Source organism: Streptomyces sp. NPDC101237, assembly GCF_044767465.1.
Classification (GTDB): domain Bacteria; phylum Actinomycetota; class Actinomycetes; order Streptomycetales; family Streptomycetaceae; genus Streptomyces; species Streptomyces gramineus.
Genome location: NZ_JBIWNY010000011.1, coordinates 53,611 through 67,708, shown reverse-complemented (window position 1 = coordinate 67,708; position 14,098 = coordinate 53,611). Strand labels below are relative to the sequence as shown.

Here is a 14,098-nt window from a genome sequence, read left to right as displayed (position 1 = left end):
CTGTCCCGGGACGCCCGCCGCGCCCGGGACAGCGGCTCCCGCCGTACGGGGCCGGCCCGGCCGCCGGTCCGGTCCGCTCAGGTCCGCCGCCCGACCAGCGCCCGCCAGGACCTGTTGCGTTTGAACGGCAGCTCGAAGATCCGCGAGAACAGCCAGGCCCCGGACACCGAGACCGGCAGGGCCACGGCGAGCGTCAGGCAGAACGTGGGCAGGCCCGGAGCCACCAGGTGCGGCGCCACGCGGCGGATCACCGTCAGGACGACCGGCAGGTGGATCAGGTAGAGGCTGTAGGAGAGGTCGCCGAGGCCCCGTACCGGCCGGCTGTCCAGCAGCCGCAGGAGCGGGGCGGGCCTGCCGGTGGCCACCGCGGCGAGCAGCATCGCCATGGCGGGAGCGACGGCGAGGTCGATCCAGAAGTAGTGGTCCACCGTCCACACGGAGCCCTTGACGACGCCGACGACCAGGACGGGCAGGGCGGCCGCCGCCGCGAACCAGGCCCAGGGCAGGCGCCGCACCCGCTCCCGCGCGGTGACGATCCCCGCGCCGATCAGGCCGGCGACGAACACCGGCGCGAGGTGGGGAGCGAGCAGGTTCTCGCCCTCCACCGGGTTGCCGCCCGGCGCGGCCAGACCGAGGACGATCACCGGGAGCGCCGCGCACCCGGCCAGGACCACCGCGTTCGTCCGCCGCCGCACGAGGAGCAGCAGCGGGAAGAGCAGGTACAGCTCGGCCTCCACGCCGATCGACCAGAACGCGCCGTTCGGCGTGGGCGCGGTGATCATGTCCTGGAGGACGAGGCCGAACACCAGGACGGTCCCGCCGGTGGGCGCGCCGTGGTGCGAGGCCGGCACCACGAGGGACGAGACGAGCAGGCTCAGCGCCAGCGCCGCCCAGTACGGCGGCAGGATCCGCCAGGCACGCCGGCGCAGGAACCGGGCGGCACCGCCGGGCCGCCAGCCGTGGCGGGCCGGTGAGAGCGCGAGGGAGAAGCCGGACAGCACCAGGAAGAAGACGACGGCGAGGCGCCCGAACATCAGCCCCTTCAGCCACGGCGGCGCGGAACTGTCGGGGTAGCCGGGAAAGGTGTACAGCCAGCAGTGGAACAGCACCACATACAGGGCGGCCAGGCCGCGGAGGCCGTCCAGGCCGGCCACCTGCGGGCGGCCGCGGGTCCCGGCCGCCGTCTCCCACCGCGGGGCCGGGGTGGCCGCTTCGAGCGTGCCGCCGGCCGGACGGCTCAGGTCCGTGGAAATCGTTCGACCCCTTCTCCTGGCGGCGCGTCGTCCGCCGGGCCGTTTCCCTGGCGGTGCGCCGGGGCGGCACCGGGCCGCCACCGCACCCTGGTACGTGGCGGCGGGCCGGGAGGTTCAGCGCGGCAGGCCCACGGTGTCCGATCAGCCGGTCGCGGCGGCCTTCGCGCCGGACGGGGCGACGGCGTGCCACCGCGCGTCCCTGCCCTGGCCGTTCGCCTGTCCGGCCGCGGTGTCGCCGCTGTACCGGTAGAGGGGCCATCCGGCGAGGGTCAGCTGCTTCTCGCCGTCGCGGTGGACCGTGCCGAGCAGGTTCCTGCCCACTCCCGAGGTCCGCACGGCGTCGCCGACGATGACCGGCAGCCATGTCTTCGTGCAGGTGCCGGAGCAGGTCCACCGGGACGGATCCGGCCGGTCCTCGTCGAAGCGGTAGAGGGTCATGCCCCGGTCGTCGGTGACGACGGTGCCGACGCCGTGCACCGCCGTGGCCGCCACACCGGTGGTGACCGCCGAGGACCCGGTGCTCGCGGCGCCGCCCGCCGCCGGAGCCGCCGGTGCGGGGACCGTGGGGGCCGACGCGGCCGGGGCCGCGGGCGCGGCGCCGCCGGAGCCTGATCCGTCCGAGGAGCCGCACGCCCCGAGCAGGAGCGGGGAGACGAGCCCTGCGGCGAGGAGCGGGGCGATGCGTCGCGGGTTCAAGGAGGCGCCTTTCAGGAGTCGTTGCCGTGTGCTCCGTGGTACGTCGCCCGGCGCCCGCTCTCTCAGCCGCGGCGCGGAGATGACGCAGTCTTGACCATGGCGACGGGCCGTCGGCGACCTCTGACGCCACCGCGGTCGGGGGCGGCGCCCGGCGCCATGTGATCTTGGTGGTTCGCCGACCGTTCATACCGGCCTCACCTGGGTGAAGGGGGCCGTTCGGGCTGCGCAGGAAGGGTCCTGGCGGCCTGTCACAACGAAAACCCAGGACGGACTTCGTGACCGAATCACGCGCTCGCCGGTGGCGTCGCAGCCTCCGTGCTCTGCTCGTCGCCGTCGCCGGCCCGACGCTCGCCGTCGGCGCTCTGACCGAGTCCCCCGCCCACGCGGCCGCGGCCGACGACATCCGGATCAATGAGGTGGTGACCACCGGCAGCGTCAACGACTCGGTGGAGCTGTACAACAAGGGCACCGCCTCGGTGAACCTGTCCGGCTGGATCATCAAGGACGACAACAACAGCTCCGAGTACGCGATAGCCGCCGGAACCACGCTCGCCCCCGGCGGGTTCGTGGCCTTCGACGTGCACAACGCCTTCGGCCTGGGCTCCGACGACGAGGCACGCCTCTACCTCGCCGACGGCACCACCCTGGTGGACAGCTTCAGCTGGAGCGGGCACTCCGCCCCGTCGTGGTCGCGCTGCCCGGACGGCACCGGTGCCTTCGGCTCGGCGGCCCTGACGCTCGGTGCCGCCAACGCCTGTGGCTCCGGCGGCCTTTCGCCGACGGCCTGGCCGGGCGGGTCCTCGGTGGCGACCGCCGACGCCAAGAACGTCTTCGGCTCCGACCTCAGCGGCCTCCACCAGGAAGGGAACGTGATGTGGGCGGCGCAGAACAGCGGCAAGCTGTGGCGCCTGGTCCCGAACGGCTCCACCGCCTGGAAGGCTGACACCACCGGCGGCTGGTCCTCCGGCAAGTCCCTGCGGTTCCCCGGCGGTTCCGGCACGCCCGACGACGAGGGCGTCACGCTGACCGGTTCCGGGTCGAGCGGCGGCGTCTACGTGGCGAGCGAGCGCAACGCGGACTCCTCCGGCACCAGCCGCCTGTCCGTCCTCAAGTACGACGTGAGCGGCACCTCCACCACGCTCACCGCCGGCACCGAGTGGAACCTCACCCCGGACCTGCCGCCGGTGGGCTCCAACCTCGGCCTGGAGGGCATCGCCTGGGTCCCCGACGCGGCCCTGACCGCCGCCGGGTTCAAGGACGCCTCCACGGGCGCGGCCTACACCCCGGCCGGCTACGGCTCCCACACCGGCGGCGTGTTCTTCGTCGGCGTCGAGGGCACCGGCATGATCTACGGCTACGTCCTCGAGGACGGCGGCACCTTCACCCGCGTCGCGTCCGTCAGCAGCGGCATGGCCGGCGTGATGGAACTCCAGTGGGAGCCGCAGGCCTCCCGCCTCTGGGCGGTCTGCGACGACACCTGCGACGGCCAGCACCGGACCATGAAGATCAACGCGTCCGGGGTCTTCGCCACCACGGCGGTCCACAACCGTCCGTCCGGCATGGACAACCTCAACAACGAGGGCTTCTCGGTCTCCGGCTCCGACGCGTGCACGGGCGGCAGCAAGCCCGTGTACTGGTCCGACGACAGCAACGACGGCGGCCACGCCCTGCGCCGGGGCACGATCACCTGCTGACCGGGCCGGCGCGCCGGTACCCGGCGGTGTCGTACGCGCGGCACCGCACGCACCACCCGAGTCGAGCGTCAACTCCTCTACCGGCACGTCGACTTCACCGACGTGCCGGTTCCTTGTCGCCCCTCCCTGAGGAACCGTGGCCACCAGCCGGCCCCACCGCCCCCGCCGAACCGGTCCGCGACTACGTCGACCGGCCCGGCAAGCCCTTCGCGCCCGACCTCGCCTCCTCGTGACACCCCGTACCGCCGGCGTCACTCCGCGGTGAACCGGGGGCTCGACGCGCGCGATCGGCCCGGAGCTGGTGTGCTGGGGAGGGGGTGTGACCGTACCGTCGTACCCGCTCCGGGAGAGACGCATGAGTACCTACCGAGTCGCGCAGGTGACCACCGCGGGCGGACCGTTCGAGATCGTCGAACGCGAGGTCCCCCGGCCGGGTCCCCGGCACGTGCGGATCGCCGTGGAGGCCTGCGGAGTCTGCCACAGCGACAGCTTCTTCGTGAACGACGGCTTGCCGGGCATCACCTTCCCCGTGGTGCCAGGACACGAGATCGCCGGGCGGATCGAGGAGATCGGCGAGGGCATCGAGGACTGGGGCTGGCAGACCGGCGACCGGGTGGGCGTCGGCTGGTTCGGCGGCAGCTGCGGCCACTGCACGCCCTGCCGGCAGGGCGACTTCATCGTCTGCGAGAACCTGCGGGTGCCCGGCTGGTCCTACGACGGCGGCTTCGGCGAGCAGGTCGTCGCCCCGGTCGACGCCCTGGCCCGCATCCCCGAAGGCCTGTCCGCCGCCGACGCCGCGCCCCTGGGCTGCGCGGGCGTGACCACGTTCAACGGGCTGCGGCGCAGCCCGGCCGAACCCGGGGACCTGGTCGCCGTCGTCGGCCTCGGCGGGCTCGGGCACCTCGGCGTCAAGTACGCGGTGGCCATGGGCTTCGAGACGGTGGCCATCGCCCGCGGCGCGGAGAAGGCCGACTTCGCCAAGCAGCTCGGCGCCCACCACTACGTCGACTCCACGGCCGCGACCCCCGTCGCCGAAGCCCTCCAGTCGCTCGGCGGCGCCAAGGTCGTCCTCGCCACCGCGGGCAACTCCCAGGCCATCTCGGCCGCCGTCGACGGTCTCGGCCCGCGGGGCGAGCTGGTGGCGATCGGCATCGACCCCGAGCCCCTGGGGATCAGCCCGCTCCAGCTGCTCACGCGCGCCCGGCAGGTGCGCGGCCACCCGTCCGGCACCGCCCAGGACGTGCAGGACACCATGGACTTCAGCGCCCTGCACGGGATCCGGCCGACCATCGAGACCGTACCGCTGGAGGAGGCGGGCGCGGCCTACCAGAAGATGCTCGACGGAGCCGCACGCTTCCGCATGGTGCTCGACTACGGCTGAACCGCCCGGTCACCGCCGCTTCACGGCACGGGCGGCGAGCAGCGCGATGTCGTCCTCCGAGCCGACGGCGAGATGGTCGAGGACCGTGTCGACGATCTTGTCGAGCGGGTCGCCGGGGGACAGGGGCAGACTCGTCAGCCGGGCCAGGCCGCGGTCGATGTCCTCACCGCGCCGCTCCACCAGCCCGTCGGTGTACAGCAGCAGCACACCCCCGCGTTCCGGGGTGACACGCTGCTCGTACCGGCCGAGCCCGCTGCCCAGCGGCGGGCCGACCGGCACCGGCACCAGCTCGATGCCGCCCTCCGGGGCCAGCCACACCGGCGGCAGGTGCCCGGCGCTGGCATAGGTGAGCGTGGCGACGTCGGCGTCACCGAGCGCGAGGAAGCAGGTGGCCACCCGCTCGAAACCGGAGTCGGAGACCATCCGGTCCGCGTGCTCCAGGATCCGGCGCGGGGAGAGCCCCGCGCGGGCCAGCGCGCGCAGCGTGGAACGGTAGTGGCTCATGGCCACCGCCGCCTCCACGCCGTGCCCCATCACATCCCCGATGACCAGCATCGTCCGGCCGTCCGGCAGGGCCAGGACGTCGTACCAGTCCCCGCCGATCAGCGACTCGTCGTCGGCGGGCCGGTAGCGCGCGGTGGTCTCCACACCGCCGTGCTGCCGCAGCCGGCCGGGCTCGGCCAGCAGGGCCCGCTGCAGCTCCAGGGCCATGGTGTGCTCGCGCTCGAACCGCACCGCCCGGTCCAGGGCGCGCGCCGCACGGGCGGCGAGTTCGCGGGCCACCGTGGCGTCCTCGTTCGAGAACGGCGCGGACTCCCCGGCCCGGGCCAGCTGGAGGCTGCCGAGATACCGGCCGTCCGAGACCAGCGGAGCCAGCAGCACCGAGTGGACACCCGCGGTCAGACACGTACGGGCCGGCGGCCAGCTCGGGATCAGCGCACGCCACTGCGCGGAGGTGATCGCGTTGCGCCGCAGGACCCGGCCCGCCGCCAGACCGCGCCGGGCCCCGATGCCGCGCGGCCAGCCGACCAGCTCACCGCGCGCGTCCAGGGCCGCGAGCCCGGTCACCAGCTCGGGCCGCGTCGCGTAGGCGGCCAGCCGGACCGGTGTCCGCCGCCCCGACGCCGTGTCCGGCGGCACCAGCTCCACCCCGGCCGCGTCCGCCAGCTCCGGTACGACGAACTCCGCCAGCTCCCGGCAGGTGCCGGCCACGTCGGTGCCGGTGCCGATCCGGTAGGCGGCCGAGTCCAGCAGCGCCAGGCGCCGATGGGCACGCTCCAGCTCGTACAGGTACTGCTGCGGCTCACTGATCTCCAGGCCGACCCCGGCGACCCCCACCACCTTGCCGCTGCTGTCCACCACCCGGTGGTAGACGCACCGCCACTCGCGGACCTGGTACGGCGAGTCCACCCAGGTCCGCCCGGAGACGATGGTCTCGCGCGGCCGTCCGTCGTGCAGGACGTCCCGCAGCACCGCCTCCGGCCGCTGGATGTGCGGCAGCACCTCGTGCAGGGTGTGCCCGAGGTACGCGGCGGCGGGCAGTCCCGTCATCCGGGCCATGTGCGGGTTGACGTACAGGTAGCGCAGGTCGGTGTCGAGGACCGCGAAGCCGACGGCCGCGCCCTCGACGATGCCGCGCAGCAGGTCGATGTAGCCGATGTCCACGGGAGGCGCGCCCGAGGAGGCCGGTCGTCGCGAGGAGGCGTCCCTGTCCACCCGGTCCTCCTCGCCTGCCCCCGCCCACGGCCGCCCTCATCCTCCATCAGGTCCCGGAATCCCGCATCCCGGGACATACCCGCCGGCCGCCCGCTCACATCGCCGGACACCGGCCGGTGCGGCGGCCTCAACCCCCGTGGATCACGAGCGGTGACGCCCGCGAAACCACCGCCGCGTACGGTCGGCGCCGCACGACAGAGCCTGACCAGCCAGGACAAGGGGGTGACCGGTGGCCGCGCCGGACTCGCGCCGCACCGACACCGCGACCGTGCGGACGGTCTGCTCGTACAGCGGGGTCGGCTGCGGCCTGGTCCTGGACGTCGGCAGCGGACCGGACGGCCGCCCTGCCGTCCTCAGGGCCTCCGGCGACAAGGCGCACCCCGCCAACCGCGGGCGGCTGTGCACCAAGGGCGTCACCACCGCCGACCTGCTCGCCGCGCCCGGCCGCCTGACCACCGCCCTGCTGCGACCGGCCCGCGGCGAGCAGGCCCTCCCCGCGGCCGTGGACGCGGCGGTCGCCGAGACCGCCCGGCGGCTGCGCGCGACCGTCGACGAGCACGGCCCGGACGCGGTTGCCCTCCACGTCTCCGGCCGGCTGAGCCTGGAGGCCCAGTACCTGGCCAACAAGCTCGCCAAGGGCTTCCTGCGCACCGACACCATCGAGTCCAACTCCCGGCTGTGCATGGCGGGCGCCGGCACCGGCTACAAGCTCTCCCTCGGCGCCGACGGCCCGCCCGGCTCCTACGACGACCTCGACCGGGCCGATGTCTTCCTCGTCATCGGCTCCCACATGGCCGACTGCCACCCCGTCCTCTTCCTGCGCCTGTTGGACCGGGTCAGGGCGGGCCCGAAACTCATCGTCGTCGACCCGCGCCGCACCGCCACCGCCGCGAAGGCCGACCTCTTTTGCCGTCCTCGCGCCGGCCGTCCGGCACGACGCGCACCCGCACCCGCCGGTCCGCGTCGACCAGCCGTGCCGGACAGCCGGCGAGCACGGCGGCGCCGCGCTCCAGCGCCTCACGGCCCGCGGAGGAGAACCGGAGCCGACGGGCGACCGCGTCGCCCGCCCGCTCGGACCGTGACTCCGCGCGGTGCCGGAGCCGTGCCGGCAAGGTGTTTCACCCGGAAACGGTCAATAGCGAACAGGTTCGGTCGATTTCAGATCGTCGATATCACCGAGGTCCGTGCGTACTACAGTTGCCCTGCTCAACGGTGGGGATCCTGGGGGGATTCATGCAGGAGATGATGAAGGGGTCCAACGTCACGTTGTCGGCCCTGAGTGAGAACGTCGGCTCGGTGGTCGTCAGCCTGGGGTGGGTGAGCCCGACCGGCGAGGGGGACGCGGACGTGTCCGTTCTGCTCGTCGGCTCCGGCGGCAAGGTGCGCGGTGACTGCGACTTCTACTTCTACAACAATCCGGTGGCGTCCGACGGCAGCGTGCAACTGCTGGGCAAGGCACCCACGGAGGCCGGTGACGAGGACCGGATCGGCTTCGACCTGACGGCCGTGCCACAGGACGTCGACAGGATGATCGTGGCCGCCAGCCGGTACCGCGACGCACACTTCGGCGAACTGGAGAACCTCACGGTCACGCTGGCCGACGCGGCGGGCGACCCTCTGCTCCGGTTCACGGTCGAGGACGCCGACTCGGTGAGCGCGGTCATCTTCGGGGAGCTGTACCGCAGGGCGGGGGAGTGGAAGTTCCGGGCCGTCGGCCAGGGGTACGCGGACGGACTGGCCGGGCTCGCGACCGACTTCGGCGTCGACATCGACGACGACGCCGAGCCGCAGGACGTGCTCGACGATCCGGCGGACGAGGAAGCGGCCGTCGCGGATGATCCCGAGCCCGTGGTCGAGCAGGCGTCGTCGGCGAACCTGGACGGCGTCCCGGCACCGCGTCCGGCCGCGGAGGACGCGACGGCGCGGAAGCCGGCTCCGCGACCGCGGACGGCGAAGAAGAAGATCACCCTGCCCAAGGCGGTGGGCAAGTCGCTTGCGGAGAACGAGTCCTGGCGCGAGTCCCGGCTCTTCCCCGTCTCGGCCCTCAAGAGCGACCGGGACCGCGAGACCCGTGCCACGTCGGTCCTCCTCTCCGTGATGGCGCAGGTCCCCGAGTTCGGCAGGCGGCTGACCGCGGGCTTCGGTGCGCCGGCCGGACGCATGGAGACGTTCACCGAGGTGTCCCTGCCGCACGGCGACTCTCCTCGGCGCCCCGACGGAGTCATCCGTGTCGAGCGGGCCGGCAAGCTGTGGACGGCCCTGGTCGAGACGAAGACCAACGGCAATGCCCTGAAGTCCGACCAGGTGCAGGCGTACATGGACATCGCGGCCCGGCGTGGTTACGAGGCCGTGATCACCCTGTCGAACGACGTCGCCCTCGAAGGCAGTCCGCTGGTCGACGTCAAGATCGACGGGCGTCGCAAGCACAAGGTGGCGCTCAGGCATCTGTCCTGGGCCGAGGTCGCCCACCAGGCCCAGATGCTGATCCGGCACGAGGGAGTCGGTAACAGGGCGCACGCCTGGCTGCTTCAGGAACTTCTGCAGTACCTCCAGCACGAGAACTCCGGGTGCCACGGATTCCAGAACATGGGCCCCGCCTGGGTACCGGTGCGCAACGGCATCGACGACGAGACCCTGTGTCAGGGGGATCAGCGCGCCCTCGACGTGGTGGAGAGCTGGGAGCGGCTCATCCGGCAGGTCTGCCTGGGCCTGGGCGGCGAACTGGGCCAGAAGGTGCTGCCGGGCCGGGGCTCCAGGGGCGGCAGGGACCCGAGGGAGCGCCGGCGCCTCCTCGCCGACCAGTTGTGCCTCCAAGGACGGCTCCAGGCCGAACTGCGCATCGAGGGGACACCCGGAGTGCTCGCCGTCGTCGCCGACCTGCGCACCGGACGGCTCCGGACGTCCATGGACATCCCGTCCCCCGAACAGGGCTACCCCTTGAGCTGGGTCAAGCGGCTGGTGCGTTCCCTGGCGGAGGCACCGGCCGATCTGCACATCGAGACCCTGGTGGAGGGTGACGCCGCCGGCCCGCGGGGCACACTCGAACGCCTGCGACCCGAGCCCGCGGACCTGCTGCCGAAGGCGGACGGCGTCAGAATCACCGGCTTCAGGCTGTCTCTCCTGAAGGGCATGGGCAGTGGCCGCGGCAACGCCGAGACCGGGTTCATCCGCAGTGTGGACGACGCGGTGCAGCGGTTCTACGGCAGCGTCGCCGTTCAGCTCGACCGGTCGGTGGTCCGGCGGGCCTCGGTGCGGCAGCCGGTGGCCGTCGGATGACGCTGTCTCAGCGCGCCGGCAGCCGGCGCAGCCAGTCCAGGTGGGCGTCGCGTGCCGACCGGGACGGGGCGGCCCGCGGGGCGAAGCCGCCGAAGCCGCCAGGCCGGACGTGGAGTTCGGCGATGCCGCCCGCCTGCCAGATGCGGGAGGTCTAGGCGACGGTCTCGTCGCGGAAGGTCTCAGTGGAGCCGACGTGGAGGAAGGCGGGCGGGAGGCCGGCGAGGTCGGTGGCGCGGGCGGGGGCCGCGTAGGGAGAGACGGCGGCGCCGCCGCGGGCCTCGCCCAGGAGGGCGGTCCGGCCGGTCTCGTTGGCCGTGCGCCCCGGGCGCCGAGGCCCCTCATCTGGTGGCCGGACGGGGTGTCGTTGCGGTCGCGGAGCATCGGGCACATCAGCGTCCGGCCGATGACCGCATGCCCCCTGCGGTCCCTCGGGAGGAGGGCAAGAGCCGCCGTGAGGCCGCCGCCCGCGATCACGATCCGCTCAGGGTCGCCGCCGATCTTCCGTGCGTGCCGCCCGCAGCCGGGGGCCGCCGGACGGCGGAACCTCCCCGGCGTCCGGCGGGTGGTGCCGGCGTCCGGTGTGCCTTGACTTCGAGAGCGCTCGAAGTTCTAGCGTCGGAAGGACAGCACACGATCCGGGCGGAACGGAGAACGGCCATGCGCGTGGGCGTGCACATCAACCGGTTCAACCACCCTGGCGGTGGCCCCGCACTGAGCGCCGAACTCGCCGCCGCGGGTGCCGCGGCCGAGGCGGCCGGCGTCAGCTGGCTCTCGGTGATGGATCATTACTTCCAGATGGAGGGCAACGGCGGCGCCGAGGACGCCATGCTGGAGGCCTACACGACCCTCGGCTACCTCGCCGGCCGCACCTCCACCGTCCGGCTGGGCGCCCTGGTGACCGGAGTGACCTACCGGCACCCCGGGCTCCTCGCGAAGATCGCCACCACCCTGGACGTGGTGTCCGGCGGCCGGGCCACGCTGGGCATCGGGGCCGCCTGGTACGACCGTGAGCACCATGGTCTCGGTGTGCCCTACCCGCCGCTCGCGGAGCGCTTCGAGCGGCTGGAGGAGACGCTGCGGATCTGTCTGCAGATGTGGGACCCGGAAAACAACGGCCCCTTCGAGGGCAGGCACTACCGCCTCGCCGAGACGATCTGCGTGCCGGCGCCGGTCAGTTCGCCGCACCCGGAGATCATGATCGGTGGCGGCGGGGAGAAGAAGACCCTGCGCCTGGTCGCCCGGTACGCGGACGCCTGCAACCTGATCCCCTCCTCGCCCCACGAGCTGCGGCACAAGCTGGAGGTGCTGCGCGGCCACTGCGACACCGCCGGACGGGACTACGACAGCATCCGCAAGACCATCGCGTACACCGGCGACGCGGCCACCGACGGGGACCTGGACGCCTTCACCCGGGACATCGAGGGGTACGCCGACCTGGGCCTCGACACCGTCATCCTCGGCCCGCGCCTGGGTGAGACCTCGCGGTGGATGGAGAGCTTCGTGGCCCCGGCCGTCGAGCGGCTCGCCGCGATCGACTGAGACGCGTGGGGGCCGGGGCTCACCGAGCCCCGGCCCCTGCGTGCGGCGGTGCCTCAGGCGGCGACGCCCACGGTGCCGTGCAGACGCGCGACGACCTCGGTGAGCTGCGCGGCGACCTCGGCGTCGTCGACCGGGTGGGTCTCGGCGAAGCGGGTCACCGACCCGGGGATCGACAGCTTGATGTCCTCGACCACCTTGCCGCCGGCGATGGTCACGGCCTTGCGGGCCTCGTCCTGGGCCCACACGCCGCCGTACTGGCCGAAGGCGGTGCCGATGACCGCGACCGGCTTGCCGCCGAAGGCGCCGGCGCCGTACGGGCGGGACAGCCAGTCGATGGCGTTCTTCAGGACGGCCGGGATGGTGCCGTTGTACTCGGGGGAGAAGAGCAGGAACGCGTCGGCGGCCTGGGCGGCGGCGCGCAGCTTCGCGGCGGCGGCCGGGACGGCGCCCTCGACGTCGATGTCCTCGTTGTAGAAGGGGATGTCGGCCAGGCCCTCGAAGACCTCGACCTCGGCACCCTCGGGGGCGAGCTTGACGGCCGCCTCGGCGAGCTGGCGGTTGTGCGAACCGACGCGGAGGCTGCCGACGAGGGCAAGGATGCGGACAGACATGGGGGAACTCCAAGGGGGCTGAAACACTGCCGTTACGAATACGGACCGAGGTCCGCTTAATTTCTAACACCCCAAACGGACCGCGGTCCAGTTCTGTTCCCCATGCTTTACGCTGTCTTCATGTCCAGCGTCCTGCCGCCCTTCCCACAGCCCCAGGAGCCCTTTGACGTACCCGAGTTGCTCGAGGTGGGCCCCGCCCCCGAGGAACAGTGCCTGCGCGCCGACGCCGCCCGCAACCGGGCCCGGCTGCTGGAGGCGGCCGCCCGGCTGATCGCCGAGCACGGTGTGGCCGGCGTCACCATGGAGGCGGTCGCGACGGCCGCCGAGGTCGGCAAGGGCACCGTCTTCCGCCGCTTCGGTGACCGCACCGGGCTGCTGATGGCCCTGCTCGACCACTCCTCGCGCCGGCTCCAGGCGGACTTCCTGGGCGGCCCGCCGCCGCTGGGGCCGGGCGCCCCGCCGGTCGAGCGGCTGCGCGCGTTCGGGGTCGCGGTGCTGTACCGCTCGGCGGAACAGCTCGACCTCCAGCTGGCCGCCCAGCCCGAGGCCACCCGGCGCTACGCCAACCCGCCGATGCAGGCGCTGCGCACGCACGTCACGATGCTGCTGCGGCGCATCGACGCCGAGGCCGACTGCGACCTGCTCGCCCAGACGCTGCTCGGCTACCTCGATCCGGCCCTCGTCCACCATCTGACCCGGCAGTGCGGGATGCCGATGGAGCGGCTGGAGGCCGGCTGGATCGACCTGGTCGCGCGGGTCACGCGGACGGAGCCGCCGCGCTGACGTCCGCGGCGGGCGCGGTGAACATGTCGACCAGGCCCTGCGGGGCGTCGGCCCGGAACAGCATGGCTCCGCTCGCCGCCGACTCCGCGGCGGACCGTTCGGCGCGCGCGAACATCCGTTCCTCGTAGGCGGCCAGCGCGGCCTCGGTGTCGCCGGGGTGCGCGACCAGCGCGAGGCCGAGGTCGGCGCCGTCGATCAGCGCGAGATTGGCGCCCTCGCCGGCGAACGGCGACATCAGGTGCGCCGCGTCGCCGAGCAGCGTGACACCGGGCACCCGGTCCCAGCGGTGGCCGACCGGCAGGGCGTGGATGCGCCGGGGCACCAGGGCGCCCTCGGCGTCCGCGACCAGTGCCCGCAGGCTCTCGTCCCAGCCGTCGAAGTGCTCGAGGACGGCCCGCTTGGCGGCCTCGGTGTCGCTGAAGTCGATCCCGTCCAGCCACTCCTCGGGTGCCTGTACCGCGGTGTACACGTGCAGGCCGCCGTCGCTCTCCCGGTGGGCCAGGAAGCCCCGGCCCGCGCCGAGCGCGAACAGCATGCCGCCGCCGACCACCGTCGCGCTCACCGGGTGCCGTACGTCCGCGTCCGGCAGGTCGGTCTCCACGAACGACACGCCGGTGTACGCCGGTGACGCGTCCGAGAGCAGCGCGCGCACCCGGGACCAGGCGCCGTCCGCGCCGATCAGCAGCGCGGTCGTGAAGGAGGTGCCGTCCGCCAGGGTCACCTCGTGCCGGCCGTCGCCGAGCGGGCGGGCGCCGGTGACCTTCGCGCCCCAGCGGATCACGCCGTCGGCCAGCGAGCCGGTCAGCAGCCGGCGCAGGTCGCCCCGGTCGATCTCGGGCCGGCCGCCGGTGCCGTCGTCGGGCGATTCGAGGCGGACCCGGGCGTCCCGGTCCAGCACCCGGGCGGCCTGGCCGCCGGTGTGCACGTGGGCGAGGAACTCCTCGTACAGCCCGGCGGCGCGCAGCGCCGGCTGGCCGGAGTCGTCGTGGATGTCGAGCATGCCGCCCTGGGTGCGGGCGGCCTCGGAGGCGTCGAGCTCGAAGACGGCCGCCTCGACGCCGTGCACCTGGAGGACCCGGGCCAGGGTGAGTCCGCCGAGTCCGGCGCCGATGATCGCTACGGGGTGGTGGGGAGTCGACATGGTGGTCT

At 73.4% G+C, this 14,098-nt stretch carries 10 protein-coding genes and 3 pseudogenes; 6 read left to right on the top strand and 7 right to left on the bottom strand.

The annotated features are described in order from the left end of the window. Positions 1-77: 77 nt before the first annotated feature. Together ACIRQ9_RS18680 and ACIRQ9_RS18675 are read right to left on the bottom strand one after the other, a co-directional pair. Complete coding sequence (locus ACIRQ9_RS18680; protein WP_404174061.1) at positions 78-1,154, bottom strand: acyltransferase family protein; 1,077 nt, start codon at positions 1,152-1,154, stop codon at positions 78-80. Between the two features lie 240 nt (positions 1,155-1,394). Beyond that, a complete protein-coding gene (locus tag ACIRQ9_RS18675; RefSeq protein ID WP_404174058.1) occupies positions 1,395-1,949 on the bottom strand; it encodes a hypothetical protein in 555 nt (184 codons plus the stop codon). Positions 1,950-2,224: 275 nt separating this feature from the next. On the opposite strand from ACIRQ9_RS18675, the gene ACIRQ9_RS18670 reads away from it, so the two are divergent. Next, the gene (locus tag ACIRQ9_RS18670; protein WP_404174055.1) at positions 2,225-3,643 is read left to right on the top strand and encodes a lamin tail domain-containing protein; all 1,419 of its coding nucleotides are present in this window, start codon (positions 2,225-2,227) and stop codon (positions 3,641-3,643) included. Positions 3,644-3,998: 355 nt separating this feature from the next. Next, on the top strand, positions 3,999-5,024 hold the full coding sequence (locus ACIRQ9_RS18665) for an alcohol dehydrogenase (RefSeq protein WP_404174053.1): 1,026 nt from the start codon (positions 3,999-4,001) through the stop codon (positions 5,022-5,024). Positions 5,025-5,033: 9 nt separating this feature from the next. Here ACIRQ9_RS18665 and ACIRQ9_RS18660 read toward each other — a convergent pair whose 3' ends face one another. Then, a complete protein-coding gene (locus ACIRQ9_RS18660) occupies positions 5,034-6,740 on the bottom strand; it encodes a SpoIIE family protein phosphatase (protein WP_404174050.1) in 1,707 nt (568 codons plus the stop codon). Positions 6,741-6,969: 229 nt separating this feature from the next. On the opposite strand from ACIRQ9_RS18660, the pseudogene ACIRQ9_RS18655 reads away from it, so the two are divergent. Beyond that, a pseudogene (locus ACIRQ9_RS18655) lies at positions 6,970-7,665 on the top strand (molybdopterin-dependent oxidoreductase); the annotation flags it as partial. Here the strand turns inward: ACIRQ9_RS18655 and ACIRQ9_RS18650 are convergent. Further along, positions 7,622-7,774, bottom strand: a pseudogene (locus tag ACIRQ9_RS18650) (PucR family transcriptional regulator); the annotation flags it as partial. The pseudogenes ACIRQ9_RS18655 and ACIRQ9_RS18650 sit on opposite strands and share 44 nt — an antisense overlap. A 199-nt stretch (positions 7,775-7,973) precedes the next feature. Here ACIRQ9_RS18650 and ACIRQ9_RS18645 point away from each other — a divergent pair. Further along, positions 7,974-10,016: a TerD family protein gene (locus ACIRQ9_RS18645; protein ID WP_404174047.1), complete on the top strand. Its 2,043-nt coding sequence runs from the start codon at positions 7,974-7,976 to the stop codon at positions 10,014-10,016. 7 nt (positions 10,017-10,023) lie between these two features. Here the strand turns inward: ACIRQ9_RS18645 and ACIRQ9_RS18640 are convergent. Further along, positions 10,024-10,526, bottom strand: a pseudogene (locus ACIRQ9_RS18640) (alpha/beta hydrolase fold domain-containing protein); the annotation flags it as partial. A gap of 147 nt (positions 10,527-10,673) precedes the next feature. Between ACIRQ9_RS18640 and ACIRQ9_RS18635 the strand changes: the two are divergent. Continuing rightward, positions 10,674-11,555, top strand: coding sequence for an LLM class F420-dependent oxidoreductase (locus ACIRQ9_RS18635; protein ID WP_404174044.1), 882 nt, complete (start codon positions 10,674-10,676; stop codon positions 11,553-11,555). Between the two features lie 53 nt (positions 11,556-11,608). On the opposite strand, the gene ACIRQ9_RS18630 is transcribed toward ACIRQ9_RS18635, so the two are convergent. After that, entirely contained in the window at positions 11,609-12,166 is a 558-nt protein-coding gene (locus ACIRQ9_RS18630; RefSeq protein ID WP_404174041.1) for an NAD(P)H-dependent oxidoreductase, read from the bottom strand. Between the two features lie 102 nt (positions 12,167-12,268). Between ACIRQ9_RS18630 and ACIRQ9_RS18625 the strand changes: the two genes are divergently transcribed. Beyond that, on the top strand, positions 12,269-12,949 hold the full coding sequence (locus tag ACIRQ9_RS18625) for a TetR/AcrR family transcriptional regulator (protein WP_404174038.1): 681 nt from the start codon (positions 12,269-12,271) through the stop codon (positions 12,947-12,949). Here ACIRQ9_RS18625 and ACIRQ9_RS18620 read toward each other — a convergent pair. Next, positions 12,924-14,090 (bottom strand): FAD-dependent oxidoreductase, encoded by a 1,167-nt coding sequence (locus ACIRQ9_RS18620; protein WP_404174035.1) that lies wholly within the window; start codon positions 14,088-14,090, stop codon positions 12,924-12,926. The two genes, ACIRQ9_RS18625 and ACIRQ9_RS18620, sit on opposite strands and share 26 nt — an antisense overlap. Positions 14,091-14,098: the final 8 nt, after the last annotated feature.

What these genes read in the sequence shown, in the direction of transcription:
- ACIRQ9_RS18665 (WP_404174053.1), top strand. Translation starts at nt 3,999, where the DNA reads ATGAGTACCTACCGAGTCGCGCAGGTGACCACCGCGGGCGGACCGTTC.
- ACIRQ9_RS18645 (WP_404174047.1), top strand. Translation starts at nt 7,974, where the DNA reads ATGCAGGAGATGATGAAGGGGTCCAACGTCACGTTGTCGGCCCTGAGT.
- ACIRQ9_RS18635 (WP_404174044.1), top strand. Translation starts at nt 10,674, where the DNA reads ATGCGCGTGGGCGTGCACATCAACCGGTTCAACCACCCTGGCGGTGGC.
- ACIRQ9_RS18630 (WP_404174041.1), bottom strand. Translation starts at nt 12,166, where the DNA reads ATGTCTGTCCGCATCCTTGCCCTCGTCGGCAGCCTCCGCGTCGGTTCG.
- ACIRQ9_RS18625 (WP_404174038.1), top strand. Translation starts at nt 12,269, where the DNA reads ATGCTTTACGCTGTCTTCATGTCCAGCGTCCTGCCGCCCTTCCCACAG.
- ACIRQ9_RS18620 (WP_404174035.1), bottom strand. Translation starts at nt 14,090, where the DNA reads ATGTCGACTCCCCACCACCCCGTAGCGATCATCGGCGCCGGACTCGGC.